The organism is Mitsuaria chitosanitabida ATCC BAA-476 = NBRC 102408 (assembly GCF_001598255.1).
Lineage (GTDB): Bacteria > Pseudomonadota > Gammaproteobacteria > Burkholderiales > Burkholderiaceae_C > Roseateles > Roseateles chitosanitabidus.
This window is the reverse complement of the sequence record NZ_BCYP01000024.1, coordinates 67508-88045: the sequence shown is the minus strand read 5'-3', so window position 1 is coordinate 88045 and position 20538 is coordinate 67508. Positions and strand designations below refer to the sequence as shown.

Below are 20538 nucleotides of genomic sequence, written 5' to 3'. Positions count from 1 at the left end.
TTACTGGATCTTCTTGGCCTTCTCGAAAGCCTCGTCAATCGTGCCGACCATGTAGAAGGCCTGCTCCGGCAGGTGATCACACTCGCCGTTGACGATCATCTTGAAGCCGCGGATGGTTTCCTTCAGCGGGACGTACTTGCCGGGCGCGCCGGTGAAGACTTCCGCGACGTGGAACGGCTGCGACAGGAAACGCTGGATCTTGCGAGCGCGGGCCACGGCCTGCTTGTCTTCCGGCGACAGCTCGTCCATGCCCAGGATCGCGATGATGTCGCGCAGTTCCTTGTAGCGCTGCAGCACCGACTGCACCGCGCGGGTCGTCGTGTAGTGCTCTTCGCCGATGACGTTCGGGTCGATCTGACGCGAGGTCGAGTCCAGCGGGTCCACGGCCGGGTAGATACCCAGCGACGCGATGTCACGCGACAGCACGACGGTGGCGTCCAAGTGGGCGAAGGTCGTGGCGGGAGACGGGTCGGTCAGGTCGTCCGCAGGGACGTACACGGCCTGGATCGAGGTGATCGAGCCGACCTTGGTCGACGTGATCCGCTCTTGCAGACGGCCCATTTCCTCGGCCAGCGTCGGCTGGTAGCCCACCGCGGACGGCATGCGACCCAGCAGCGCGGACACTTCCGTGCCGGCCAGCGTGTAGCGATAGATGTTGTCCACGAAGAACAGCACGTCACGGCCTTCGTCACGGAAGGACTCGGCCATCGTCAGGCCGGTCAGCGCGACGCGCAGACGGTTGCCCGGGGGCTCGTTCATCTGACCGTAGACCATGGCGACCTTCGACTTGCTCAGGTCCTCCTGGTTCACGACGCCGGCGTCCGACATCTCGTGATAGAAGTCGTTGCCCTCGCGGGTACGCTCGCCGACACCAGCGAACACCGACAGACCCGAGTGAGCCTTGGCGATGTTGTTGATCAGCTCCATCATGTTGACGGTCTTGCCCACGCCGGCGCCGCCGAACAGACCCACCTTGCCGCCCTTGGCGAACGGGCAGATCAGGTCGATCACCTTGATGCCGGTTTCCAGCAGTTCCTGCGACGGGCTCAGCTCGTCGTAGGCCGGGGCCTTGCGGTGGATCGGGGCGGTCTGAGCGCTCGAGACGTCACCGCGCTCGTCGATCGGGTTGCCCAGCACGTCCATGATGCGGCCCAGGGTCGCCTGACCCACGGGGACCTTGATCATGTCGCCGGTGTTGTAGACCTCGGTGCCGCGGCGCAGGCCGTCGGACGAGCCCAGCGCGATGGTACGGACCACGCCGTCGCCCAGCTGCTGCTGCACTTCCAGCGTCAGGGCCGAGCCTTCCATCTTCAGGGCGTCGAACACCTTCGGCATCTGGTCGCGCGGGAACTCCACGTCCACCACGGCGCCGATGCACTGAACGATCTTGCCCACCGATTGAGTGTTAGCCATTTTTTCGTTCCTTCAATTCCAAATCTATGCGTTGCCTGCGATCGCTCGCGGGATCAACCGCTGATGGCGGCGGCGCCGCTGACGATTTCCGACAGTTCCTTCGTGATCGCGGCCTGGCGGGTCTTGTTGTAGACCAGCTTCAGCTCACCGATCAGCGTTCCGGCGTTGTCGGTCGCGGCCTTCATCGCCACCATGCGCGCCGATTGCTCGGACGCCATGTTCTCCGCGACGGCCTGGTAGACCAGGGCCTCGGTGTAGCGAACCAGCAGCTCGTTGATCACGGTCGGGGCGTCGGGCTCGTACAGATAGTCCCACGCGTGGCCCTCGGCGTCCGTCTCCAGCGACTCGGCCGTCAGCGGCAGCAGTTGCTGCACCACCGGCTCCTGCTTCATCGTGTTGACGAAGCGGGTGTAGCAGAGATAGACCGCCGACAGCTTGCCTTCGGCGTACGCGTCGAGCAGCGTCTTGACCGGGCCGACCAGCTTCTCCAGCTGGGGGCTGTCGCCGAGCTGCGTCGCATGCGCGACGACCTTGGCGCCGATCCGGTTCATGAAGCCCAGACCCTTGTTGCCGATCGCCACCACTTCCGACTTCTGTCCCGCGGCCTCGAGCTCCTTGAGCTTGTTGGTCGCGGCGCGAAGCAGGTTGGTGTTCAGACCGCCGCACAGACCCTTGTCCGTCGTGACCACCACGAAGCCGGCCACCTTGGCGTCCGGATTCGTCACCATGAAGGGATGGCGGTACTCGGGATTGGCCTTCGAGAGATTGGCGGCGATGTTGCCGACCTTCTCCGCGTACGGACGGGCCGCGCGCATCCGATCCTGCGCCTTGCGCATTTTCGAAGCGGCGACCATTTCCATGGCCTTGGTGATCTTCTTGGTGTTCTCGACCGACTTGATCTTGCCGCGAATTTCCTTGCCTGCTGCCATGATTTCTCCTGTGAGGGCCGGGTCTTGCCAGTACGTCAGCGAGACCCGGTCATGGTTGCTTTAGGCGAAGGACTTCTTGAACGACGTGATCGCGGCGTTCAGTTCAGCTTCGGCGTCCTTGTCCATGGCCTTGTCGCTTTCCAGCTTGGACAGCAGGGCCGCGTGCGAGGTCTTCAGGAACTGGTGCAGGCCGTGCTCGAAGGCCAGGACCTTCTTGACCTCGATGTCGTCCATGAAGCCCTTGTTGGCCGCGTACAGCGACGCGCCCATCAGGCTGATCGACAGCGGGCTGTACTGCGCCTGCTTCAGCAGCTCGGTCACGCGGGCACCGCGGTCCAGCTGCTTGCGGGTCGCGGCGTCCAGGTCCGAGGCGAACTGCGCGAACGCGGCCAGCTCACGGTACTGGGCCAGGTCGGTACGGATACCGCCGGACAGCGACTTGATCAGCTTGGTCTGAGCGGCGCCACCGACGCGCGACACCGAGATACCGGCGTTGATCGCGGGGCGGATGCCGGCGTTGAACAGGTTGGTTTCCAGGAAGATCTGGCCGTCGGTGATCGAGATCACGTTCGTCGGAACGAAGGCGGACACGTCGCCGGCTTGCGTTTCGATGATCGGGAGCGCGGTCAGCGAGCCGGTCTTGCCCTTGACTTCACCCTTGGTGAAGGCTTCCACGTACTCGGCGTTCACGCGCGCGGCGCGTTCCAGCAGACGGCTGTGGAGATAGAACACGTCGCCGGGGAACGCTTCGCGGCCCGGGGGACGGCGCAGCAGCAGCGAGACCTGGCGGTAGGCGACGGCCTGCTTGGACAGGTCGTCGTACACGATCAGCGCGTCTTGGCCGCGGTCGCGGAAGTACTCGCCCATCGTGCAGCCCGAGTAGGCCGACACGTATTGCATCGCGGCGGATTCAGAAGCGGAGGCGGCGACGACGATGGTGTACTCCATCGCACCGGCGGCTTCCAGGGCGCGCACGACGTTCTTGATCGACGAAGCCTTCTGGCCGATCGCGACGTACACGCAGGTCATGTTCTGACCCTTCTGGTTGATGATCGCGTCGATCGCCACGGCGGTCTTGCCGGTCTGGCGGTCGCCGATGATCAGCTCGCGCTGGCCACGGCCGACGGGCACCATCGAGTCGATCGACTTCAGACCGGTCTGGACCGGCTGGTCCACGGACTGACGCGCGATCACGCCCGGAGCGACCTTCTCGATGACGTCGGTCATCTTGGCGTTGATCGGGCCCTTGCCGTCGATCGGCTGACCCAGCGCGTTGACGACGCGGCCGACCAGCTCGGGGCCGACCGGCACTTCCAGGATGCGGCCCGTGCACTTGACGGTGGCGCCTTCGACGATGTGCTCGTAGCCACCCAGGATCACGGCGCCGACGGAGTCGCGCTCCAGGTTCAGGGCCAGACCGAAGGTCTGCGAGCCGTCCGGGGCGACGGGGAATTCCAGCATCTCGCCTTGCATCACGTCGGACAGGCCGTGCACGCGCACGATGCCGTCCGAGACGGACACGACGGTGCCCTGGTTGCGCACGTCGGTGGACGCGCCCAGGCCTTCGATGCGGCTCTTGATCAGTTCGGAAATTTCAGCGGGATTCAGTTGCATTGCTTGCTCCCAGCGGCATCCCGCCGAAGCGGGACACCAGGGTGAATCGGGGGGATCTTTGGCAGTCGGGCTGAGACCTGAGGCTCTCGCCTCAGGCGGTCAGCGCCACTTTCATGCGTTCCAGGCGGGCCTTCACCGAGGTGTCCAGCACCTCGTCGCCGACCACCACACGGATACCGCCGATCAGGCCAGGCTCCAGCTCAACGTTGGCTTGCAGCTTGCGACCGAAGCGCTTCTCCAGCGTCGCGACCACGTCGGCCAGCTGGGCCGGCTCGATCGGGAAGGCGCTGAAGATGTGCGCGTCGGACACGCCGGAAGCGGCATTGGCCAGGTCGTGGAACTGCTGGACCATCGCCGGCAGCGCCGCGAGGCGGCCGTTGGCGATCACCTCACGCAGGAAGTTCTGCACGCCGGGCAGCAGCGTCTGCTTGCTGGCCGCCGAGACCACCTGGAACACCTGCTCGGTGGTCACCTTGGGGTCTTCGGCGAACTGGCGCAGCTGGCTGTCGCCGGCGACGAGCGCCAGCGCGGCCAGTTGCTCGTCCCAGGCCTTGACGTCCTGCGAGGACGCGACCTGGAACAGCGCTTCGGCGTAGGGACGGGCAATGGTTGCGAGTTCAGCCATGATTACAGCTCCGTCTTGAGACGGTTCAGCAATTCGGCATGCACGCCGGCATTGACCTCGCGCTGCAGGATTTGTTCAGCGCCCTTGACGGCCAGCGCGGCGACCTGCTCACGCAGGGCCTCGCGGGCACGCACCGACTGCTGCTCGGCTTCAGCCTTGGCAGCGGCGATGATCTTGGCGCCTTCCTCTTCCGCACGCTTCTTCGCCTCGTCGACGATGGCGGCGCCGCGCTTTTCAGCGTCGGACAGCAGCTTCGTCGAGTCGTTGCGGGTCTGCGCCAGTTGCTCGTCGATCTTCTTGTTGGCGTCGGCCAGTTGGCTCTTCGCCTGATCAGCAGCGGTCAGACCGGCCTTGATCTTGTCGGCGCGTTCATCCAGCGCCTTGATGATCGGCGGCCAGATGAACTTCATCGTCACGAAAACGAGAACGATGAAGGGAATCCACTGGATGAAGAGACTAGCGTTGATATTCACGGCACGATCCTTTCAGTCGTGAAAGGGGTCGGGCCCTATCAGCGGGCGACGGTAGCCAGCAGCGTCGCGGCGAACGGGTTGGCGAAGGCGAACAGCAGGGCGATGGCGACGCCGATCAGGAAGGCGGCGTCGATCAGGCCGGCCAGAATGAACATCTTGGTTTGCAGTTCGTTCATCAGCTCGGGTTGACGAGCCGAGGACTCCAGGAACTTGCCGCCCATCAGCGCGATGCCGATGGAAGCGCCGATCGCGCCCAGACCAACGATGATGCCGCAAGCCAGAGCGACCAGACCGAGGATGTTTTCCATGTTTTGCTCCTGAGAGAGTTAGATAAAAGAAAAGGGAAAGAAAAGCGAAAGAGACGGATCGAGGCTGTCCTGCCGGATCAGTGCGCGTCGTGCGCCTGGCCCAGGTAGATCAGCGTCAGCATCATGAAGATGAAGGCCTGCAGCGTGATCACGAGGATGTGGAACAGCGTCCAGACGGTGCCGGCCAGGACGTGGCCGATGGCCAGACCGATGCCGGTGCCGTTCAGGGCCCAGCCGCCGCCCATCAGGGCGATCAGCATGAACACGAGTTCGCCGGCGAACATGTTGCCGAACAGTCGCATGCCATGGGACACCGTCTTGGCGATGAACTCAATGACCTGCATGGCGAAGTTGGCCGGGTAGAGGAACCACTTGTCGCCGAACGGCGCGGCGATCAGCTCGTGACCCCAGCCGCCCAGGCCCTTGATCTTGATGCTGTAGAAGAAGACCAGCGCCAGGACGAAGGTCGACAGGCTCAGCGTGGTCGACAGGTCGGCGGTGGGCACGACGCGCTGGTAGGCGTGGTGCGCGTCATGGGCGACGTAGTTGGTGAACAGCGTCGGCAGCCAGTCCACCGGCAGCATGTCCATGGCATTCATGAAGAAGATCCACACGAACACGGTCAGGGCGACCGGGCCGATGACCTTGCGGCTCTTCTCGTTGTGGATGACCGACTTGGCCTGGTTGTCCACCATCTCGACCAGGATCTCGATGGCGGCCTGGAAGCGACCCGGGACGCCGGCATGAGCCTTGCGTGCGACACGCCACAGGATGAACACGGCGAGCAGACCCAGGACCGACGAATAGATCAGGGAGTCGAAGTTGAAGACGCTGAAATCGACCAGGCCCGTTTGCTTGACGTCCTGGAACGCGAAGTTCTTCTGCCAGTGCTGCAAGTGGTGGGTGATGTATTCACCCGAGGTCGGCGCGTGTCCTTCTGCTGCCATGGTTGCTTTCCGATGCTTATTTTCTGATTCGACCCTGCCGAAGCAGGACCAGCCAATTTGCCTTCAGGGTCACCACGAGGGTCGACAGCAGCGCTGCCCAACTCAACGGCGGGAAACCCGCGGCGACCGCCACCAGGATGGCGACCGCCAGAATGATCTTCACCAGCTCCCACGCGAAGAACGACAGCAACGGGGTGCCGCCATCCATCGTCGAGCGCCGCGTCAGGCCCCACGCCATCAAGGCGTTCGGCACGACGACCGAGACGGCACCGAACAGCGCCGACCAGGTTTTGTCGCCTTGCAGGGACAGCAGACCCCACAGCGCGACCATGACGGCGCCCGCCACCGCCTGCCAGGCCAGCAACGACCAGGCGGACAACTTCGGGAGCCGGGCTTTCAGGTCCTGCGCCTCTTCTCGAGTCAGGGGCTTGAAAGCCGGTTCGCCGTCCGCATCTCCATCGATCCGGTCATCCCAGGGATCCTGGCCAGCGGGGCGCTGTGCGTTCACGGGAACGTCCGGCGTCGGAGCGGCATGCGGCGCGGAGGCGCGCGCGGGATCGGGAGTCACGGCAGAGGTGCGATCGGCAAAACCACGAGATTATAGGTGCTTTGCCCTTACAGACCCTTAACAGACCCCGCCGTCGGCCCATCCGGCTCGACTTGACAGGCTGTGCGATCCACGCATAAGGGCCCGCGAGCCCCTGTCCATCGGCCTTCCCGGCGTTCGGACAAGCGCGCGTAAAGTGCGCCGCGCGCGCAGTCGGCGCGCAACACCTGACCCTCTTCGGCATCGCGCCGAAGCGCGCTCCCCACCCGTTTCCACCGGCCCGGACCGGCGCCGCCGGCCCATGCTTCAAGTCACAGGGGTTTTCCCTTAACCCCGCGTGATCACTCGGGCTGAAGGGTTGCCTCGAGCCGCGCGAATCGCGTCGGCAACCCCGCCACCGGCACGCGCATCTGGAGCACGCAACCGGCGAGCGGCTGGGCCGCGAGTTCCTCGGCGCTGCGCTTTTCCCGTGCGGTGGTCACGAAAAGGGTGCGCAGGTCCGCACCACCGAAGGTCGGCATCGTCGAGCAGCGCACCGGCAATTCGACGCGCTGCAGCACCTCGCCGCTCGGCGAGAGTCGGAGCAGTTGCTGCCCTTCCATCATCGCGACCCAGTAGCAGCCCTCGACGTCGACCGCCGCGCCGTCGGGCCGACCGCCGTAGCTCTCCAGCGGCTGCTCGGGCGCGCGGCGCTCGAATTGCGCGAACAGCTGTCGCTCGCCGACCACGGCGGTTTCGACATCGAAGTTCAGCCGATAAATCTCATGGGCCTTGGTGTCGGCCCAGTACATCGTGCGGCCGTCGGGACTCCAGGCCAAGCCGTTGGACACGGTGATGCCGTCCTTGACCTGCTCGAAGCGGCCGCCCCGCAGGCAGTACAGCCCGGACTCCGGCTGGCGCGCGTCGTCGATCGTGCCGACCCACAGCCGGCCCTTCGCGTCGGCCTTGCCGTCGTTGAAGCGGCGCTTGGACGGGTCGTAGGGCGGATCGAGCAGACGCTCGTAGCCCGCCGCGTCGCCAGCGTCGACGCGCTCCGGATCGAAGCGCCACAGCCCGTCGCGCTGAGCGATCAGCAGACCGCCCTCCTCCAGCGGGACCACGCAGCCGGGCTCCGCCGTCAGCGCCCAGCGGCGCGGCTCGCTCGCCCCGGTGTCGAGCCGGAACAGCGCCTTGCCCGGAATGTCCAGGTAATAGAGACGCTGCTCGACCGGATGCCAGAACGGCGATTCGCCGAGCAGGGCCGGCGTCAGCGACGCGGGCTCGAGCTGGAAGAAGCGTTCCTCGGTGGCAGGCGACGCGGGGGACGACGAGGTCGGAGGGGGCGTGTGCGACATGCCCGCGATGCTATGTCCGTAACCCGGCGAAACCAGGCAAAGCCTGACCCTCAGGCCAGGTCCACCTTCAGATAGTGGGCGCCGGGGACGGGATTGAAGTAGTACGGCGGGATCTCGACGAAGCCCAGGCTCTCGTAGAGATCGCGCGCGGCCTCCATGTCGTCGAGCGTATCCAGCAGCATGCTGGAGTAGCCCGCGCTGGTGGCGCCGTCGATGAGCGCCTGCGCCATCGTGCGGCCCAGGCCGAAGCGACGGAACGCGGGACGGATGAAGAGACGCTTCATCTCGCAGGCGTTGGCGTAGTCGGAGTCGGCGATCGGCCGGAAACCGCCGCAACCGGCGACCTGACCGTCGATGAGCGCGAGCAGCATGCCGCCCTGGGGCGCGGCGTACTCGCCGGGGAGCGAGTTCAGCTCCTGCTCGAAGTTCTGGAAGTCGAGGTCGATGTCCAGGGTCTGCGCGTATTCGCGCATGATCAGCCGCGCTTCTTCCCACAACGTGGGCGAATCGGGGCTGATCAGTCGTATCTCAGGGGTATCCACGCGGCCGAGTGTAGCGAAAGCGTCCGAACTCGGTCAGGGCCCCGCGTCGCGACCCTGCGCGACGAAGCCGGGCCGCTCGAGCAGGCGCTGGTAGTAGGCCTCGACCCGCGGCAGCTCGGCATGCGCGAGGGGCGCGGCGCGCCAGCGGTGCGTCGACAGCCCCAGCACGACATCGGCCAGCGTGAAGTGCTCGCCGAGCACGAAGGGCCCGCCCGAGGCCGCGAGTTGCCCCTCGAGCATCGCCATGTGCCGGTTCCAGTGGGCCACGCCGGCCTCGATCTGCGCGGCATCCTGGTGCAGCGCGCTCTTGCGCACCAGCCCCATGAACGCGTAGCGCCAGCTGTTGTTGAGCTCGCCGCCTTGCCAGTCCATCCACATCTCGACCAGCGCCCGCCGATGAGGCTCGTCGGGCAGCAGATCGATGCGGCCCTCGCGATGCGCGAGGTAGCGGCAAATGCTGTTGCTCTCCCACATCGAGAAGGGCACGCCGGCCGCGCCGGCGAGGCCTTCGGTCGCGTCGATCAGCACCGGCATCATCGCGTTGGGATTCAGCAGCCGGAAGGCCTCGGCCTTGACGTCGACGTCCTCGCGCTCGATGTCCAGGCCCAGCTCGACACCGGTCCACAGCACCTTGCGCACGTTGATGGAGCCGGCACGGCCCAGCACCCGCAAGCCGCTCATGGCGCGAAGCCCAGCACGACGCGGCGCGTCCTGGCCGACTTCTTCTCGATCTTGGTCACCACCACGGCGCCGATCTCGGCGGTGTTGGCCACATGGGTGCCGCCGCAAGGCTGCAGGTCCACGCCCTCGATCTTGAGCAGCCGCACCCGGCCGCTGCCGCGCGGCGGTTGCACGCTCATGCTGCGGACCAGGCCGGGATTCGCGTCGAGCTCCTCGTCGCTGATCCAGCTGTGGCCGACCGGATGCGCGCCCGCGACCAGGCGCGCGATGCCGGCCGTCAGTGCGTCCTTGTCGAGCGCGTCGGTCATGTGGAAATCGAGCCGCGCATAGCCCGCGGTGATCGAGCAGCCATCGACGGGATGCGGCACGAGCGCGCACAGCAGATGCGTGGCGGTGTGGAAGCGCATGTGGGCATGACGGCGCTCCCAGTCGATGCGCGCCGTCACGGGCGATCCGACCACGAGCCCCTCGAGCGACAGCTCCGGCGCGGCGAGGTGCAGGATCTCGCCGTCCTCGCCCTTGCGGGTGTCGACGATGCGGATCTCGCGGCCGTCGGCCAAGGTCAGCGTGCCTGCGTCGCCCGCCTGGCCTCCGCCCTGCGGATAGAAGACCGTGCGATCCAGCAACAGGCCCCGCTCATCGACGCGCAGCAGCGTTGCCGCGCAGTCGCGCAATTGCGCGTCCTCGCGGAACAGATCCTGGGTGCTCATCGGGGCAGCACGTCGTCGAGGTCGCCCGACTGTGTCGGCGCATCGGACAAAGTCCCTTCGATCGCCTCCAGCTCGACCGTGCCCTTGGGCGTCGCGAGCTGCGCGCGCAGACCGTCACGGGCCTCGAAGCCCAGCAGCTGCACACCGCTCTCGGGCAGCTTGTCGGTCGGATGGGCGTTGCCCTTCCATTCGATCGGCACCGGCAGGCCTTCCTTGCGCAGGCGGCGGCCGTCCTCACGCAGCGCGATGCGCCAGCTCAGGTCGCCGCGCGCGGCGTCGACCGCCTCGCCGGCATCGATGCCCTCGCCGTTCCAGATCGCCAAGGTGGCATCCAGGCTGGGCACCCGGGCGACCCAGTGCAGCAGCGCGGGGCCGTCCTTCAGGCGCTCGCGCACGGCGGGCTGGTCCAGGTCGAACCAGCGCGGGCGGCCGGGATCCGGCGCCTCGGGGTCGATCGCGATGATCTCGAGGTAGCAGCGCGGATAGGTCGGTGGGGCGCTGATGTTGAGCAGCAGGTTGTGCGTGCTCATCAGCGCATGGCGTCCGCCGGGTTGAGGAGCGACACCGAGGACCTGCTCGCACCAGGCGCGGCCCTCCTCCAGCGTGTTCGCGGCGACAACGAGATGATCGACTTCCATGTTCATGGCCTCACAACCTCACCTGTCCGTGAATCAATGGCGCGACATCGCCGCCAATCCAGCAATGTCCGTCCTCGCGGGCCACATGGACCCTGCCGGCGCGCCCCATGGCCGTGCCCTGGGAGGCCACATAGCGGTCGGGCGCCAGACCGGCGCCTTGAAGCCATAGTGCCAGACCCGCGTTCAGGCTGCCCGTGACCGGGTCTTCCGGAACGCCCAGGCCGGGCACGAAGGCCCGCACCTCGAATTGCTGCGGCGAGCCCGGAGGATAAGCGCCCACGACGCCCAATTTGAGTCCCGCCATTGACACGAAATCCGGCTGTAACTTCAGCACGGCGTCCGCGGAGCCCAGACGGGCCGCCATCCACTGCGGGCCGTTGTCGACCCAGACCAGGTCGAGCAGGTCCGCATCGGCGATGCGCAGCGACTTCACGGCCTGCGCGCGCAGTTCGGGGTCGACCGGCCCCTCGCGACGCAGAGGAGGCGCGGCGAAGGCCAGGCGCGCGCCGTCGCGGCGGATGCGGACCAGCCCGATCGCGCATTCCTGGACCACCTCGCCCGGCCGCTTCGGATCCCCGCCGCTGCCCAGCCACGCATGGGCCGAACCCAGGGTCGGATGGCCGGCGAAGGGCAACTCGCCGCCCGGCGTGAAGATGCGGACGCGGTAGTCCGCCGCCGGGTCGGTCGGCGGGAGCAGGAAGGTCGTCTCCGACAGGTTGGTCCACCAGGCGAAGGCCGCCATCGTGGCCTCGTCCAGGCCCGCGCCGTCGACGACGACGGCCAGCGGATTCCCCTTCAGCGCTTGCTGGGTGAAGACATCGACCTGGACAAAGCGGCGCAGCTCGGCGACGCGCGAAGACGGTTCGGACATGGGCAACCTCGAATCGTTGGGCGGAGTTCACCCCGGCCGCCTGACACGACGGTGACAGGCAGCCTGGAGTACGGTGGCGAACAGAGCGGCGCGAGGGCCGCGGACGCTCAGGGCGTCGTCTCGGCGGTCAGCGCGAGGGCCTCGTGCAGCACACGGCCCAGCTTCTCGACGCCTTCGGTGATCAGCTCGGGGGTGAGCGTCACGAAGGACAGACGCATCGTGCGCGGATCGGGCTGGTGCGCGTAGAACGCGGCGCCCGGCACGTAGGCGATGCCGGCGTCGACGGCGCGCGGCAGCAAGGCCATCGCGTCCAGGCCCTCGGGCAGGCGGATCCAGAAGAACATGCCGCCCGCGGGGCTCCGCCATTCGCAGCCGGCCGGCAGGTAGTCGCGCAGCGCGGCGGCCATCGCGTCGCGATTGGCCTTGTAGCGGGCGCGGATCTTGGGCACGTGCTCGTCCAGGAAGCCGCCCTTGATGACCTCGTGCACCACGCGCTGGTTGAAGCCCGGGGTGTGCAGGTCGGCCGCCTGCTTGGCCTGCAGCAGCTTGGGATAGATCTCGGTCGGGGCGACGATGTAGCCCAGGCGGAAGCCCGGCGTCAGCACCTTGGAGAAGGAGCCCAGGTAGATGCTGCCCTCGGGCCAGTAGGCGCTCAGCGCGGCCGGCGGCGCCTCGTCGAACCAGAGGTCGCCGTAGGGGTTGTCCTCCACGACGGGGACGTTGGCCTGGCGGGCCGCGGCCATGACGGCCTCGCGGCGGGCCTGGCTCATCACGCGGCCGGTGGGGTTCTGGTAGTTCGGCAGCAGGTAGGCGAAGCGGGTGCCCGGCGCGTCGTGCGGCAGCGCGGCGATGGCGGACGGGAGCGGCCCCTCGTCGTCGCTGGCCAGGCTGGCGAAGATCGGCTCGTACGGGGTGAAGGCCTGCAACGCGCCCAGGTAGGTGGGGGTCTCGACGGCGACCGGGGCGCCGGCGTCGCACAGCAGCTTGCCGACCAGGTCCAGGCCCTGCTGGGAACCGCTGGTGATCAGCACCTGGTCCGGATGGGCCTTGATGCCCAGCGACGCGACCTTGGCGACCACCCATTCGCGCAGCGGCGCGAAGCCCTCGCTGGAGGCGTACTGCAGCGCTTCCTTGGCGTTGTTCGTGAGGACCCGGTCGCAGGCGGCCTTGATCGCGTCGACCGGGAAGGTGTCGGCGCTGGGCAGACCGCCCGCCATCGACAGGATGCCGGGCTTCTCGGTGACCTTCAGGATCTCTCGGATGATGGACGGGTTCATGCGCGCGGCGCGGCGGGCCTGGGTCCAAGGACTGCGGTTCATGGGGGATGTCTCCGGTTGAGCGGCCCAGTCTAGTGCCTCGACCAGCACAGAACCAATACACTGCGCCATACCACCGCATCATCTGTATCGGCATGGACACCAGCACAGCCAGCGCCGGCCTGAGCGCGCCCACCAGCGCGAACGTCGCGCCGGTCGTTCTTTCGCGCAATGCCAGCCAGCCGCTCGCGCAGCAGCTGGCGCAGCGCTTCGCGGCGCGGATCCAGCAACGGCTGCTGCTGCCGGGCGCGCGGCTGCCCTCGGTGCGGGACTGCGCGCGCCATCACGGCGTCAGTCCCTACACGGTGGTGGCCGCCTATGACCAGTTGCTCGCGCAGGGTCTGCTGGAGGCGCGCAAGAAGCGAGGGTTTTTCGTTCGCGAAACCCGCGCCCTGCCGGTCCGTACGCCCCTCGCCCCCGCCGCGGCGCCGGCGCCACTGCCGCCCCCCGTCGACGCCAGCGCGCTGATCCGCGGCATGTTCCAGGCGGACTCGCGGCGCTCCCCCGGCCTGGGCACGCTTCCCGCGGAATGGCTGGACCTGGCCCTGCTGCAATCGACGCTGCGCCGGCTGGCCGCTCAGGCCGACGACGCGCTGCTGTCGGGCTACGGCGAGCCGCTGGGCGACGAGCGCCTGCGGCGCGCGCTGTCGAGCCGGCTGCTGGACATCGCCGTGCAGGCCGGCCCCGACCAGATCATGAGCACCGTCGGCGCGACGCACGGCCTGGACCTGATCACCCGCGCCTTCCTGTCGCCGGGCGACGCGGTGCTGGTCGACGACCCGGGCTGGGCGATCGAGTACGCCCGACTGTCGCAGGCCGGCATGCGGCTGCTGCCGGTGCCGCGCGGCGCGCACGGCCCCGACATGGCGGTGATGCGCCGCCTGATCGAGGAGCACCGGCCGCGGATGTACGTGACGGTGTCGGTGCTGCACAACCCGACCGGCGCGACGCTGGACCTGGCGCATGCGCACCAGGTGCTGCAGCTGGCGCACGAGCACGACCTGCTGATCGTCGAGGACGACACCTACGCCCTGTTCGCCCCCAACCATGCGCCGCGGCTGGCGGCGCTGGATCAGCTGCGGCGCACGATCTACGTCTCGGGCTTCTCCAAGATGCTGTCGCCCGCGTGGCGGGTCGGCTTCGTCGCGGCGAGCCCCGACCGCATGGCGCGGCTGACGGAGCTGAAGCTGGTGGCCTCGCTGACCACGAGCCCGTTGATGGACCGCGCGGTGGCGCTGTGCCTGGAGCAGGGACTGCTGCGCAAGCATGCCGAGCGCATCGGCTCTCGCCTGGAGGCGGCGCGCCAGCGCTGCGTGCGGCTGGCCGAGTCGGCGGGCTGCCGCTTCGTCTCGACGCCGGCGGGCGTGTTCGGCTGGGTCGATGTCGGCGTGGACACCGAGCGGCTGGCGCCGGTGATGATGGACCAGGGCTGGCTGATCGCGCCGGGCATCCTGTTCAGCCCGACGCGTACCGCGGGCACGCTGATGCGGATCAACTTCGCGACCTCGCAGGATCCCAGGTTCTGGCAGGCGCTGGAGCAGGCCCGCGACCAGGCGCGCGAACCGGCGCGACGCTGAGCACCCGCTCGCGCGGGGCTACAGTCGGCGCCCATGAACGCCACCTCTTCCTCCTCCCCCACCGCTCTGGGCGACGCGCTCGCGCAGGCCTGGCAATCGGACCAGCTGCTGGACGCCGCCGACTGGTCGCTGCCCGACGAGGCCGCCGCCTATGCGGCGCAAGCCGTGCTCGCCACCCGCATGGACTGGCTGGCGCCCGGCCGCCCCCAGGTCTGGAAGGTCGGTGGATCCTCGCGGGACGGCGCGCTGGGCTCGTCGCCGCTGCCGCCGCTGCGCACGCGTGAAGTCCGCGGCCTTCGCAACGGCGGCGACTTCAGCGACCTGACGCTGATCGGCGCGGAGGCGGAGATCGCGTTGCGCCTGTCCGAGGACGTCACGCCCGAGATGGCCGCCGCGCTGGTGCCCGGTCGGGCGGAACACCTGATCGCCGCGATGTGCGTGGCGGTGGAGTGGCTGGGCTCGCGCTGGAAGGACGGTCTGGCCACGGACCACCTGCTGCGCCTGGCCGACGCGCAGACGCATGGCGCGCTGGCGCTGGGGCCGTGGCAGGCCTGGAAGGCGGGCCACGACTGGGCGAATCAGCCCTGCGAGCTCCTCGTCGGCGACCAGCCGCCGATGGGCGGGGTCGGCGGCCATGGCCTGAACGATCCGGCCTGGGTGATGGCCGGCTGGTTGAAGACGGCGACGAGCACCGGATCGACCGTGCCGGCGGGCAGCGTCGTGACGACGGGCTCGTGGCGCGTGGCGACGAAGATCGCGCGAGGCACCACGGTCGTCGCCCGCTACGCCGGCATCGGCGAAGTCACGGTCCGCTGCTGAGCGCCCTGGGGCGAACTCACTTCGCCTCGAGTGCTTCCCAGCGCTCCATCAGCGCGAGCAGCTCCTCGTCGATCTCGCCGGCGCGCTGGGTCACCTCGGAGATCTTCGCCGAGCCCTGCGTGTAGAGCTCGCTGCCGTTGAGCAGCGCGTTCAGGTGCTTCTGCTCGGTCTCGAGCGCCGCGATCCTGGCCGGCAGCTCGTCGAGCTCGCGCTGTTCCTTGTAGCTGAGCTTGCGCTTGGTGGCGACCACCGGCGCGGGGGCCGGCGCGGGCGCGGGAGCCGGCGCGGCGGCGGGCGGGGCCTGGCGGGCCTTGATCTCCGCCGCGCGCTTGGACTGCTGCAGCCAGTCCTCGATGTCGCCCTCGTACTCGCGCCACTTGCCGTCGCCCTCGCTGACGATGGTCGAGGTCACGACGTTGTCCAGGAAGCGCCGGTCGTGGCTGACCAGGAAGACCGTGCCGTCGTAGTCGGCCAGCAGTTCCTCGAGCAGCTCCAGGGTCTCGATGTCCAGGTCGTTGGTCGGCTCGTCCAGCACCAGCACGTTGGCCGGGCGCGCGAACAGGCGCGCCAGCAGCAAGCGGTTGCGCTCGCCGCCGGACAGGCTCGACACCGGCGATTCGGCGCGCGCCGGAGAGAACAGGAAGTCGCTCAGGTAGCTCTTGACGTGCTTGCGCTGGTTGCCGATCTCGATCCACTCGCTGCCCGGGCTGATCGTGTCGGCCAGGGTCGCGCTGAGGTTGAGCGCGTCGCGCATCTGGTCGAAATAGGCGACCGACATCTTGGTGCCCAGGCGCACGCTGCCGCTGTCGGGCGGCAGCTCGCCCAGGATCATCTTGAGCAGCGTGGTCTTGCCCGCGCCGTTCGGGCCGATCAGGCCGACCTTGTCGCCGCGCAGGATGGTGCCGCTGAAGCCGTCGACGATGACGCGGTCGCCGAAGCGCTTGGAGACGTTCTCCAGCTCCGCGACGATCTTGCCGCTGGACTCGCCGGTGGCCACGTCCAGCCGGACCTTGCCCTGCACGTCGCGGCGGGCGACGCGCTCGGCGCGCATCTCGTGCAGGCGCTGCACGCGGGCGACGCTGCGGGTACGGCGGGCCTCGACCCCCTTGCGGATCCAGACCTCCTCCTGTGCCAGCAGCTTGTCGAAGCGGGCGTTGGCCAGCGCCTCGTTCTCCAGCTCATAGGCCTTGGCGGCCTGGAAGGCGGCGAAGTTGCCGGGGTAGCCGCGCAGCTGGCCGCGGTCCAGTTCGACGATGCGGTTGGCGACGTTGTCCAGGAAGGCGCGATCGTGGGTGATCAGCAGCAGCGAGCCCTTGAACGCGTTCAGCAGCTCCTCCAGCCAGCGGATCGCGTCCAGGTCCAGGTGGTTGGTGGGCTCGTCCAGCAGCAGCACGTCGGGCTGCGCGACCAGCGCGCGGGCCAGCGCGACGCGCTTCTTCAGCCCGCCCGACAGCTGGCCGATCAGGCGCGTGCCGTCGAGGTCGAGGCGGTGCAGGGTCTCGTCGACGCGCTGCTCCCAGTTCCAGGCGCCGATCTGCTCGATGCGCTCCTGGACCCAGCCCAGGTCGTCGTTCTCGTCATGGGCCTCGTAGCGGGCGCGCAGCGCCTTGGCCTCGGCGACGCCCTCGCTGACGACGTCGAAGATCGTCGCCTCGGGGCGGAGCTCGGGTTCCTGGGGGACGTAGACCGAGGTCAGGCCCTTCTCCAGCTGCAGCAGCCCGTCGTCGAGCTTCTCGATGCCGGCCAGGATCTTCAGCATCGAGGACTTGCCCGTGCCGTTGCGACCGATCAGGCCGACGCGGTCGCCGGTTTCCAGGGAGAAATTGGCCCCGTCGAGCAGTGGCACGTGGCCGAAGGCGAGGTGGGCGTTGGTGAGGGAGAGGACAGCCATCCGCGGATTGTCCTCGATGGGCGTGAAGCGCCCCTCAGACCCAGACGCGGTAGGCCCAGAAAGATTCGCTTTCGGACACCAGGCGGCGCAGCTCCTCGGGGCTGAAGCCGCTCAGGCGCCGCGTCTCGCGGCACAGATGCGCCTGGTCCGCATAGCCGTTGTCATGCGCCAGCGCGCTCCAGATGACCGCCTCGGCACTCTCCTCGTGGCGGCGGACCGACTTGAAGGCGGCCTCGGCGCGGCTCACCAGACGCAGCGCGCGCAGGCTCTGGCCGCTCCACTGCTTGATGCGGCGCTCGGCCTGACGCACGCTGCGACCGTGGCCCGCGGCCACCGCGCGCATCGCGAGGTGCTGCATCCAGCCGCTGTAGCCGCGCGGCGCGGCGGTCGCCGACCCGTCGACGCCGCCTCCCGCCTCGGCGGCCATGCGCGCTCGCGCGGCGCGCCAACGCGGCAGCAGGAAGGACTCGAAGGTCCGCTGGGCATCGTGCTCGTCGCGCGCGGCCTGCATCGCGCGATCGAAGGCTTGCCAGTCCGGATCGGTGACGACCTCGGACAGCGACAGCATCCTGTCCTTCAGCGCGCCGAGGTCCACGCCGGTCATGGCCTGGAAGGCCTCCGGCCGGACCGCGACCATGAAGGCCCGCCCGCCCGGCGTCGAGCGGAAGCGCTTGGGACCGCTGCGCGGCCCGCCGATCAGGCCGGCCGGCAACCAGCCGCCGGGCTCGCCGTCGGGCGCGAGCTCCTGGACCTGCCCGCTGAGCGACCAGCTCATGCCGCACAGCGGCGTGGCGGGAAACCACGTGGTGCGCTGCGCCTCGGTGATGTCGACCGCCGCGCTCAGGTCGCGCCACAGGTAGGCGTAGACGCAGCCATCCAGCGCGAGCGAAGGCACGCGCAGACGGGCGACGGTGTCGGGATGCAGCGGGGCGTCCATGGCGCCGCAGTCTAGGCGCAGGCGGCCTCGCCCCGGAAACGCCCGCGAGGAAGCCCCGCGATGTCGCTTCGATTCAAGACAGCGGCGTCGGCGATGGGGAGGATGCGTCGCCATGAGCCATGTCCTTGCCTTCCCCGGATCGATCCCCGGCCCGCGTCCCCGCTGGGCGGGCCTGCCCGAAGTCCTCTCCATGCGGCGCGACTACCTCGGCCACATGCAGCGCCTGCAGCAGCGCTACGGCGACGTCGTCCACCAGCGACTGCTGGGGCTGGACGACATCAACTTCTTCCATCCCGAACAGGTGCGCGAGCTGCTGATCGCCGCGCACGACGGGATGATCCGCTGGGAGCGCGCGACGCGGGTCTTCGCCGACGCGCATGGCCAGAGCGTGCTGGTGGCCGAGGGGCCGGCCTGGCAGCGCCAGCGCAAGCTGCTGCAGCCGGGGTTCTCTCCGCACCGGGTACAGGGCTTCGTGCCGCTGATGGTGGAGGCCTCCGAACGGGCGCTCGGCCGCGTCGCGGTCATGGGCCGGCAACCGGTCGATGTCGACTTCGAGCAGCTGATGACGCTGCTCACCATGGACGTGATCCTGCAGACGCTGTTCTCGACCACGGGCGTGAGCAGCGACGAGGTCTCGTCCGAGGCGGCCTGGGCGGTGCACGAGCTCGGCCGGGTGGCGATGGGCGAGATGTACGTGCCGGTCAGCGCGCCGCTGTGGGCGCCGTGGAAGTCCGGCAAGCGCCGCGCGCTGAAGGCACTGGATCAGCTGATCCGCGGCCATGTGGCGCAACGACGCGCGGCGGAGGCGGCGCGCGATGCCGCCGACGACACCGATGGACACGCGCCGGAGGACGCGGCGGGGTCGGCGGGGTCGGGGTCATCGTCGTCGAGCGACCTGCTGGGGCTGCTGATGTCGCTGCGCGGCGAGGACGGCCGGCGCCTGGGCGACACCGCCTTGCGCGACGAGTGCATGACCGCCTTCCTGGCCGGGCACGAGACCAGCGCCGCGGCGCTGACCTGGTGGGGCTGGTGCATGGCCGCCCATCCGGATGCGCAGCGCCGGGCGGTCGAGGAGGTCGACGAGGTCCTGGGCGATCGCCCGCCTGCCGCGGCCGACCTGACGCGGATGCCCTGGCTCAGCCTGTGCATCAAGGAAGTGCTGCGGCTGTACCCGCCGGCACCGGCGCTGTTCTCCCGTCAGGCCACGGCCGAGCTCGACATCGCCGGCCTCAAGCTCAAGCCCGGCACGATGCTGCGCATCACCCCCTGGGTGCTGCAACGCGACGCCCGCTGGTACGAGGAGCCCGAGGCCTTCCGTCCCGAGCGCTTCGATCCGGGCTGCGGTCACGCGGAGATCCCTCGCGGCGCCTGGATGCCCTTCGGCGCGGGCCCGCGGGTCTGCCTGGGCAGCCACTTCGCGCTCAGCGAGATCACGCTCGTGGCCGCGATGGTGCTGCAGCGCCATCGCCTCGCCCTCGTGCCCGGCGACGCGCCGCCCGAGCCGGTGCTCAACATCACCCTGCGGCCGAGGACGCCGCTGCGCTTGCGGCTGCTCCCGCGCTGAGTCGACCGCCCCGCTTCTCCATCACGTCGCACGCCAGGGGTCGACGTGATCCTTCTCCGCGCGGGCCGCGATGTCCGCGCGGAATCTTTTATTCGTGGACGGGGGCTCGCCCGCCGCTTACGGTGGCGGGCATGTGTCCCCCCGCCACCGCGGCAGCGGCAACCGCCGCAATTGCCGCAATTGCCGCATCCGCCTCAGTCGAACCCCAGCGTTTCCGACAATCGCACGAAGCTCCCGTCGGAGAGCTGGATCCGCACCCAGCGCATGCGACTGGACCAGATCGGCATGTCCTGCTCGACGGCGGTGCCGGTATCGAATTCGATCGCGTCGGGGGCGGGCTCGTACCAGCCGAGCTCATCGAGCTGCGCCTCCTGCGCGACGATCTCCGGCGTGGCGTAGCACCACAGCGCGCGGCCGATCAGCTGCGAACGCGGCAGGCGGCAATGCCGCTCGCGGCCCTGCGACATCGCGAGGAGCCGATGGCTCAGGTCGCAGATCAGATGCACGGGCACGGGCGCGCGCTCGACCAGCCGGCCGAGCTCGAAGTCGGCGGCGCTGTCCAGTCGCGCGGCCATCAGGCGGCGCAGCGCCTGCTGTTCGTCGAAGGACGGCGCGCTGCCACCGGACTCCCAGCGCGATACCGTCGTCTGCGACACGCCGAGCTCGGCGGCCACCGCCCCCTGCTTCAGTCGGCGCACGCTGCGCCACAGCCGCAGACTGCGGCCGAGCTGGCGGGCATCGCAGGAGAGCAAGGGAGCGTCATTCATGAGGGAGCGGAAGGATCGATGACATCGGGGATCGG

21 protein-coding genes are annotated in these 20538 nt (G+C 68.7%); 3 read left to right on the top strand and 18 right to left on the bottom strand.

The genetic code is table 11. From position 1 onward, the window contains the following. The 15 genes from atpD to MCHT01_RS16080 form a co-directional block, all read right to left on the bottom strand. Positions 1–1413, bottom strand: a complete 1413-nt coding sequence (atpD, locus tag MCHT01_RS16150; RefSeq protein WP_067066410.1) for a F0F1 ATP synthase subunit beta — start codon at positions 1411–1413, stop codon at positions 1–3. A 53-nt stretch (positions 1414–1466) separates the two neighbouring features. Then, complete coding sequence (gene atpG, locus MCHT01_RS16145) at positions 1467–2342, bottom strand: F0F1 ATP synthase subunit gamma (protein WP_067066408.1); 876 nt, start codon at positions 2340–2342, stop codon at positions 1467–1469. A gap of 60 nt (positions 2343–2402) precedes the next feature. Continuing rightward, complete coding sequence (gene atpA, locus MCHT01_RS16140; RefSeq protein ID WP_067066406.1) at positions 2403–3956, bottom strand: F0F1 ATP synthase subunit alpha; 1554 nt, start codon at positions 3954–3956, stop codon at positions 2403–2405. Positions 3957–4047: 91 nt separating this feature from the next. Further along, positions 4048–4581, bottom strand: coding sequence for a F0F1 ATP synthase subunit delta (locus tag MCHT01_RS16135; RefSeq protein WP_067066404.1), 534 nt, complete (start codon positions 4579–4581; stop codon positions 4048–4050). Between the two features lie 2 nt (positions 4582–4583). Further along, the gene (locus MCHT01_RS16130; protein ID WP_067066402.1) at positions 4584–5054 is read right to left on the bottom strand and encodes a F0F1 ATP synthase subunit B; all 471 of its coding nucleotides are present in this window, start codon (positions 5052–5054) and stop codon (positions 4584–4586) included. Between the two features lie 38 nt (positions 5055–5092). Then, positions 5093–5362, bottom strand: a complete 270-nt coding sequence (gene atpE, locus MCHT01_RS16125) for a F0F1 ATP synthase subunit C (protein ID WP_067066400.1) — start codon at positions 5360–5362, stop codon at positions 5093–5095. A gap of 77 nt (positions 5363–5439) precedes the next feature. Next, on the bottom strand, positions 5440–6309 hold the full coding sequence (gene atpB, locus MCHT01_RS16120; RefSeq protein ID WP_067066399.1) for a F0F1 ATP synthase subunit A: 870 nt from the start codon (positions 6307–6309) through the stop codon (positions 5440–5442). A gap of 16 nt (positions 6310–6325) precedes the next feature. Continuing rightward, entirely contained in the window at positions 6326–6817 is a 492-nt protein-coding gene (locus tag MCHT01_RS16115; RefSeq protein WP_067066397.1) for an ATP synthase subunit I, read from the bottom strand. A 380-nt stretch (positions 6818–7197) separates the two neighbouring features. Next, positions 7198–8190 (bottom strand): SMP-30/gluconolactonase/LRE family protein, encoded by a 993-nt coding sequence (locus tag MCHT01_RS16110; protein ID WP_084452779.1) that lies wholly within the window; start codon positions 8188–8190, stop codon positions 7198–7200. A gap of 50 nt (positions 8191–8240) precedes the next feature. Beyond that, on the bottom strand, positions 8241–8732 hold the full coding sequence (locus MCHT01_RS16105; RefSeq protein ID WP_067066395.1) for a GNAT family N-acetyltransferase: 492 nt from the start codon (positions 8730–8732) through the stop codon (positions 8241–8243). 33 nt (positions 8733–8765) lie between these two features. Continuing rightward, a complete protein-coding gene (locus tag MCHT01_RS16100; protein ID WP_067066393.1) occupies positions 8766–9413 on the bottom strand; it encodes a glutathione S-transferase C-terminal domain-containing protein in 648 nt (215 codons plus the stop codon). Then, positions 9410–10123 (bottom strand): alanyl-tRNA editing protein, encoded by a 714-nt coding sequence (locus tag MCHT01_RS16095; RefSeq protein WP_067066392.1) that lies wholly within the window; start codon positions 10121–10123, stop codon positions 9410–9412. The genes MCHT01_RS16100 and MCHT01_RS16095 overlap by 4 nt, the downstream gene beginning before the upstream one ends. Then, entirely contained in the window at positions 10120–10767 is a 648-nt protein-coding gene (locus MCHT01_RS16090) for a VOC family protein (RefSeq protein WP_067066390.1), read from the bottom strand. Before MCHT01_RS16090 ends, MCHT01_RS16095 begins: the two co-directional genes overlap by 4 nt. A gap of 4 nt (positions 10768–10771) precedes the next feature. Beyond that, complete coding sequence (locus tag MCHT01_RS16085) at positions 10772–11632, bottom strand: PhzF family phenazine biosynthesis protein (protein ID WP_067066388.1); 861 nt, start codon at positions 11630–11632, stop codon at positions 10772–10774. A 107-nt stretch (positions 11633–11739) separates the two neighbouring features. Beyond that, positions 11740–12951, bottom strand: a complete 1212-nt coding sequence (locus MCHT01_RS16080; protein ID WP_067066387.1) for an aminotransferase-like domain-containing protein — start codon at positions 12949–12951, stop codon at positions 11740–11742. A 92-nt stretch (positions 12952–13043) separates the two neighbouring features. On the opposite strand from MCHT01_RS16080, the gene MCHT01_RS16075 reads away from it, so the two are divergent. Next, positions 13044–14525 carry an aminotransferase-like domain-containing protein gene (locus tag MCHT01_RS16075; protein WP_067066385.1) on the top strand — a complete coding sequence of 494 codons (1482 nt, stop codon included), beginning with the start codon at positions 13044–13046 and terminating at the stop codon, positions 14523–14525. A gap of 33 nt (positions 14526–14558) precedes the next feature. Further along, complete coding sequence (locus MCHT01_RS16070; RefSeq protein ID WP_067066384.1) at positions 14559–15344, top strand: fumarylacetoacetate hydrolase family protein; 786 nt, start codon at positions 14559–14561, stop codon at positions 15342–15344. 16 nt (positions 15345–15360) lie between these two features. Here the strand turns inward: MCHT01_RS16070 and MCHT01_RS16065 are convergent, their stop codons facing one another. After that, positions 15361–17235 (bottom strand): ATP-binding cassette domain-containing protein, encoded by a 1875-nt coding sequence (locus tag MCHT01_RS16065; RefSeq protein ID WP_067066382.1) that lies wholly within the window; start codon positions 17233–17235, stop codon positions 15361–15363. A gap of 34 nt (positions 17236–17269) precedes the next feature. Further along, entirely contained in the window at positions 17270–18172 is a 903-nt protein-coding gene (locus tag MCHT01_RS16060; protein ID WP_067066380.1) for a helix-turn-helix domain-containing protein, read from the bottom strand. Between the two features lie 112 nt (positions 18173–18284). Between MCHT01_RS16060 and MCHT01_RS16055 the strand changes: the two genes are divergently transcribed. Further along, on the top strand, positions 18285–19736 hold the full coding sequence (locus MCHT01_RS16055; RefSeq protein WP_067066378.1) for a cytochrome P450: 1452 nt from the start codon (positions 18285–18287) through the stop codon (positions 19734–19736). Positions 19737–19930: 194 nt separating this feature from the next. Here MCHT01_RS16055 and MCHT01_RS16050 read toward each other — a convergent pair whose 3' ends face one another. After that, positions 19931–20503: a helix-turn-helix transcriptional regulator gene (locus MCHT01_RS16050; protein ID WP_067066377.1), complete on the bottom strand. Its 573-nt coding sequence runs from the start codon at positions 20501–20503 to the stop codon at positions 19931–19933. Positions 20504–20538 lie beyond the last annotated feature (35 nt).

Bases quoted from the DNA above. Each gene is read 5' to 3' on its own strand.
- MCHT01_RS16095 (WP_067066392.1), bottom strand. From the start codon at position 10,123: ATGAGCACCCAGGATCTGTTCCGCGAGGACGCGCAATTGCGCGACTGC.
- MCHT01_RS16075 (WP_067066385.1), top strand. From the start codon at position 13,044: ATGGACACCAGCACAGCCAGCGCCGGCCTGAGCGCGCCCACCAGCGCG.
- MCHT01_RS16050 (WP_067066377.1), bottom strand. From the start codon at position 20,503: ATGAATGACGCTCCCTTGCTCTCCTGCGATGCCCGCCAGCTCGGCCGC.
- MCHT01_RS16100 (WP_067066393.1), bottom strand. From the start codon at position 9,413: ATGAGCGGCTTGCGGGTGCTGGGCCGTGCCGGCTCCATCAACGTGCGC.
- MCHT01_RS16070 (WP_067066384.1), top strand. From the start codon at position 14,559: ATGAACGCCACCTCTTCCTCCTCCCCCACCGCTCTGGGCGACGCGCTC.
- MCHT01_RS16135 (WP_067066404.1), bottom strand. From the start codon at position 4,581: ATGGCTGAACTCGCAACCATTGCCCGTCCCTACGCCGAAGCGCTGTTC.
- MCHT01_RS16060 (WP_067066380.1), bottom strand. From the start codon at position 18,172: ATGGACGCCCCGCTGCATCCCGACACCGTCGCCCGTCTGCGCGTGCCT.
- MCHT01_RS16110 (WP_084452779.1), bottom strand. From the start codon at position 8,190: ATGTCGCACACGCCCCCTCCGACCTCGTCGTCCCCCGCGTCGCCTGCC.
- MCHT01_RS16080 (WP_067066387.1), bottom strand. From the start codon at position 12,951: ATGAACCGCAGTCCTTGGACCCAGGCCCGCCGCGCCGCGCGCATGAAC.
- atpE (WP_067066400.1), bottom strand. From the start codon at position 5,362: ATGGAAAACATCCTCGGTCTGGTCGCTCTGGCTTGCGGCATCATCGTT.
- MCHT01_RS16055 (WP_067066378.1), top strand. From the start codon at position 18,285: ATGAGCCATGTCCTTGCCTTCCCCGGATCGATCCCCGGCCCGCGTCCC.
- atpA (WP_067066406.1), bottom strand. From the start codon at position 3,956: ATGCAACTGAATCCCGCTGAAATTTCCGAACTGATCAAGAGCCGCATC.
- atpG (WP_067066408.1), bottom strand. From the start codon at position 2,342: ATGGCAGCAGGCAAGGAAATTCGCGGCAAGATCAAGTCGGTCGAGAAC.
- MCHT01_RS16065 (WP_067066382.1), bottom strand. From the start codon at position 17,235: ATGGCTGTCCTCTCCCTCACCAACGCCCACCTCGCCTTCGGCCACGTG.
- atpD (WP_067066410.1), bottom strand. From the start codon at position 1,413: ATGGCTAACACTCAATCGGTGGGCAAGATCGTTCAGTGCATCGGCGCC.
- MCHT01_RS16090 (WP_067066390.1), bottom strand. From the start codon at position 10,767: ATGAACATGGAAGTCGATCATCTCGTTGTCGCCGCGAACACGCTGGAG.
- atpB (WP_067066399.1), bottom strand. From the start codon at position 6,309: ATGGCAGCAGAAGGACACGCGCCGACCTCGGGTGAATACATCACCCAC.
- MCHT01_RS16085 (WP_067066388.1), bottom strand. From the start codon at position 11,632: ATGTCCGAACCGTCTTCGCGCGTCGCCGAGCTGCGCCGCTTTGTCCAG.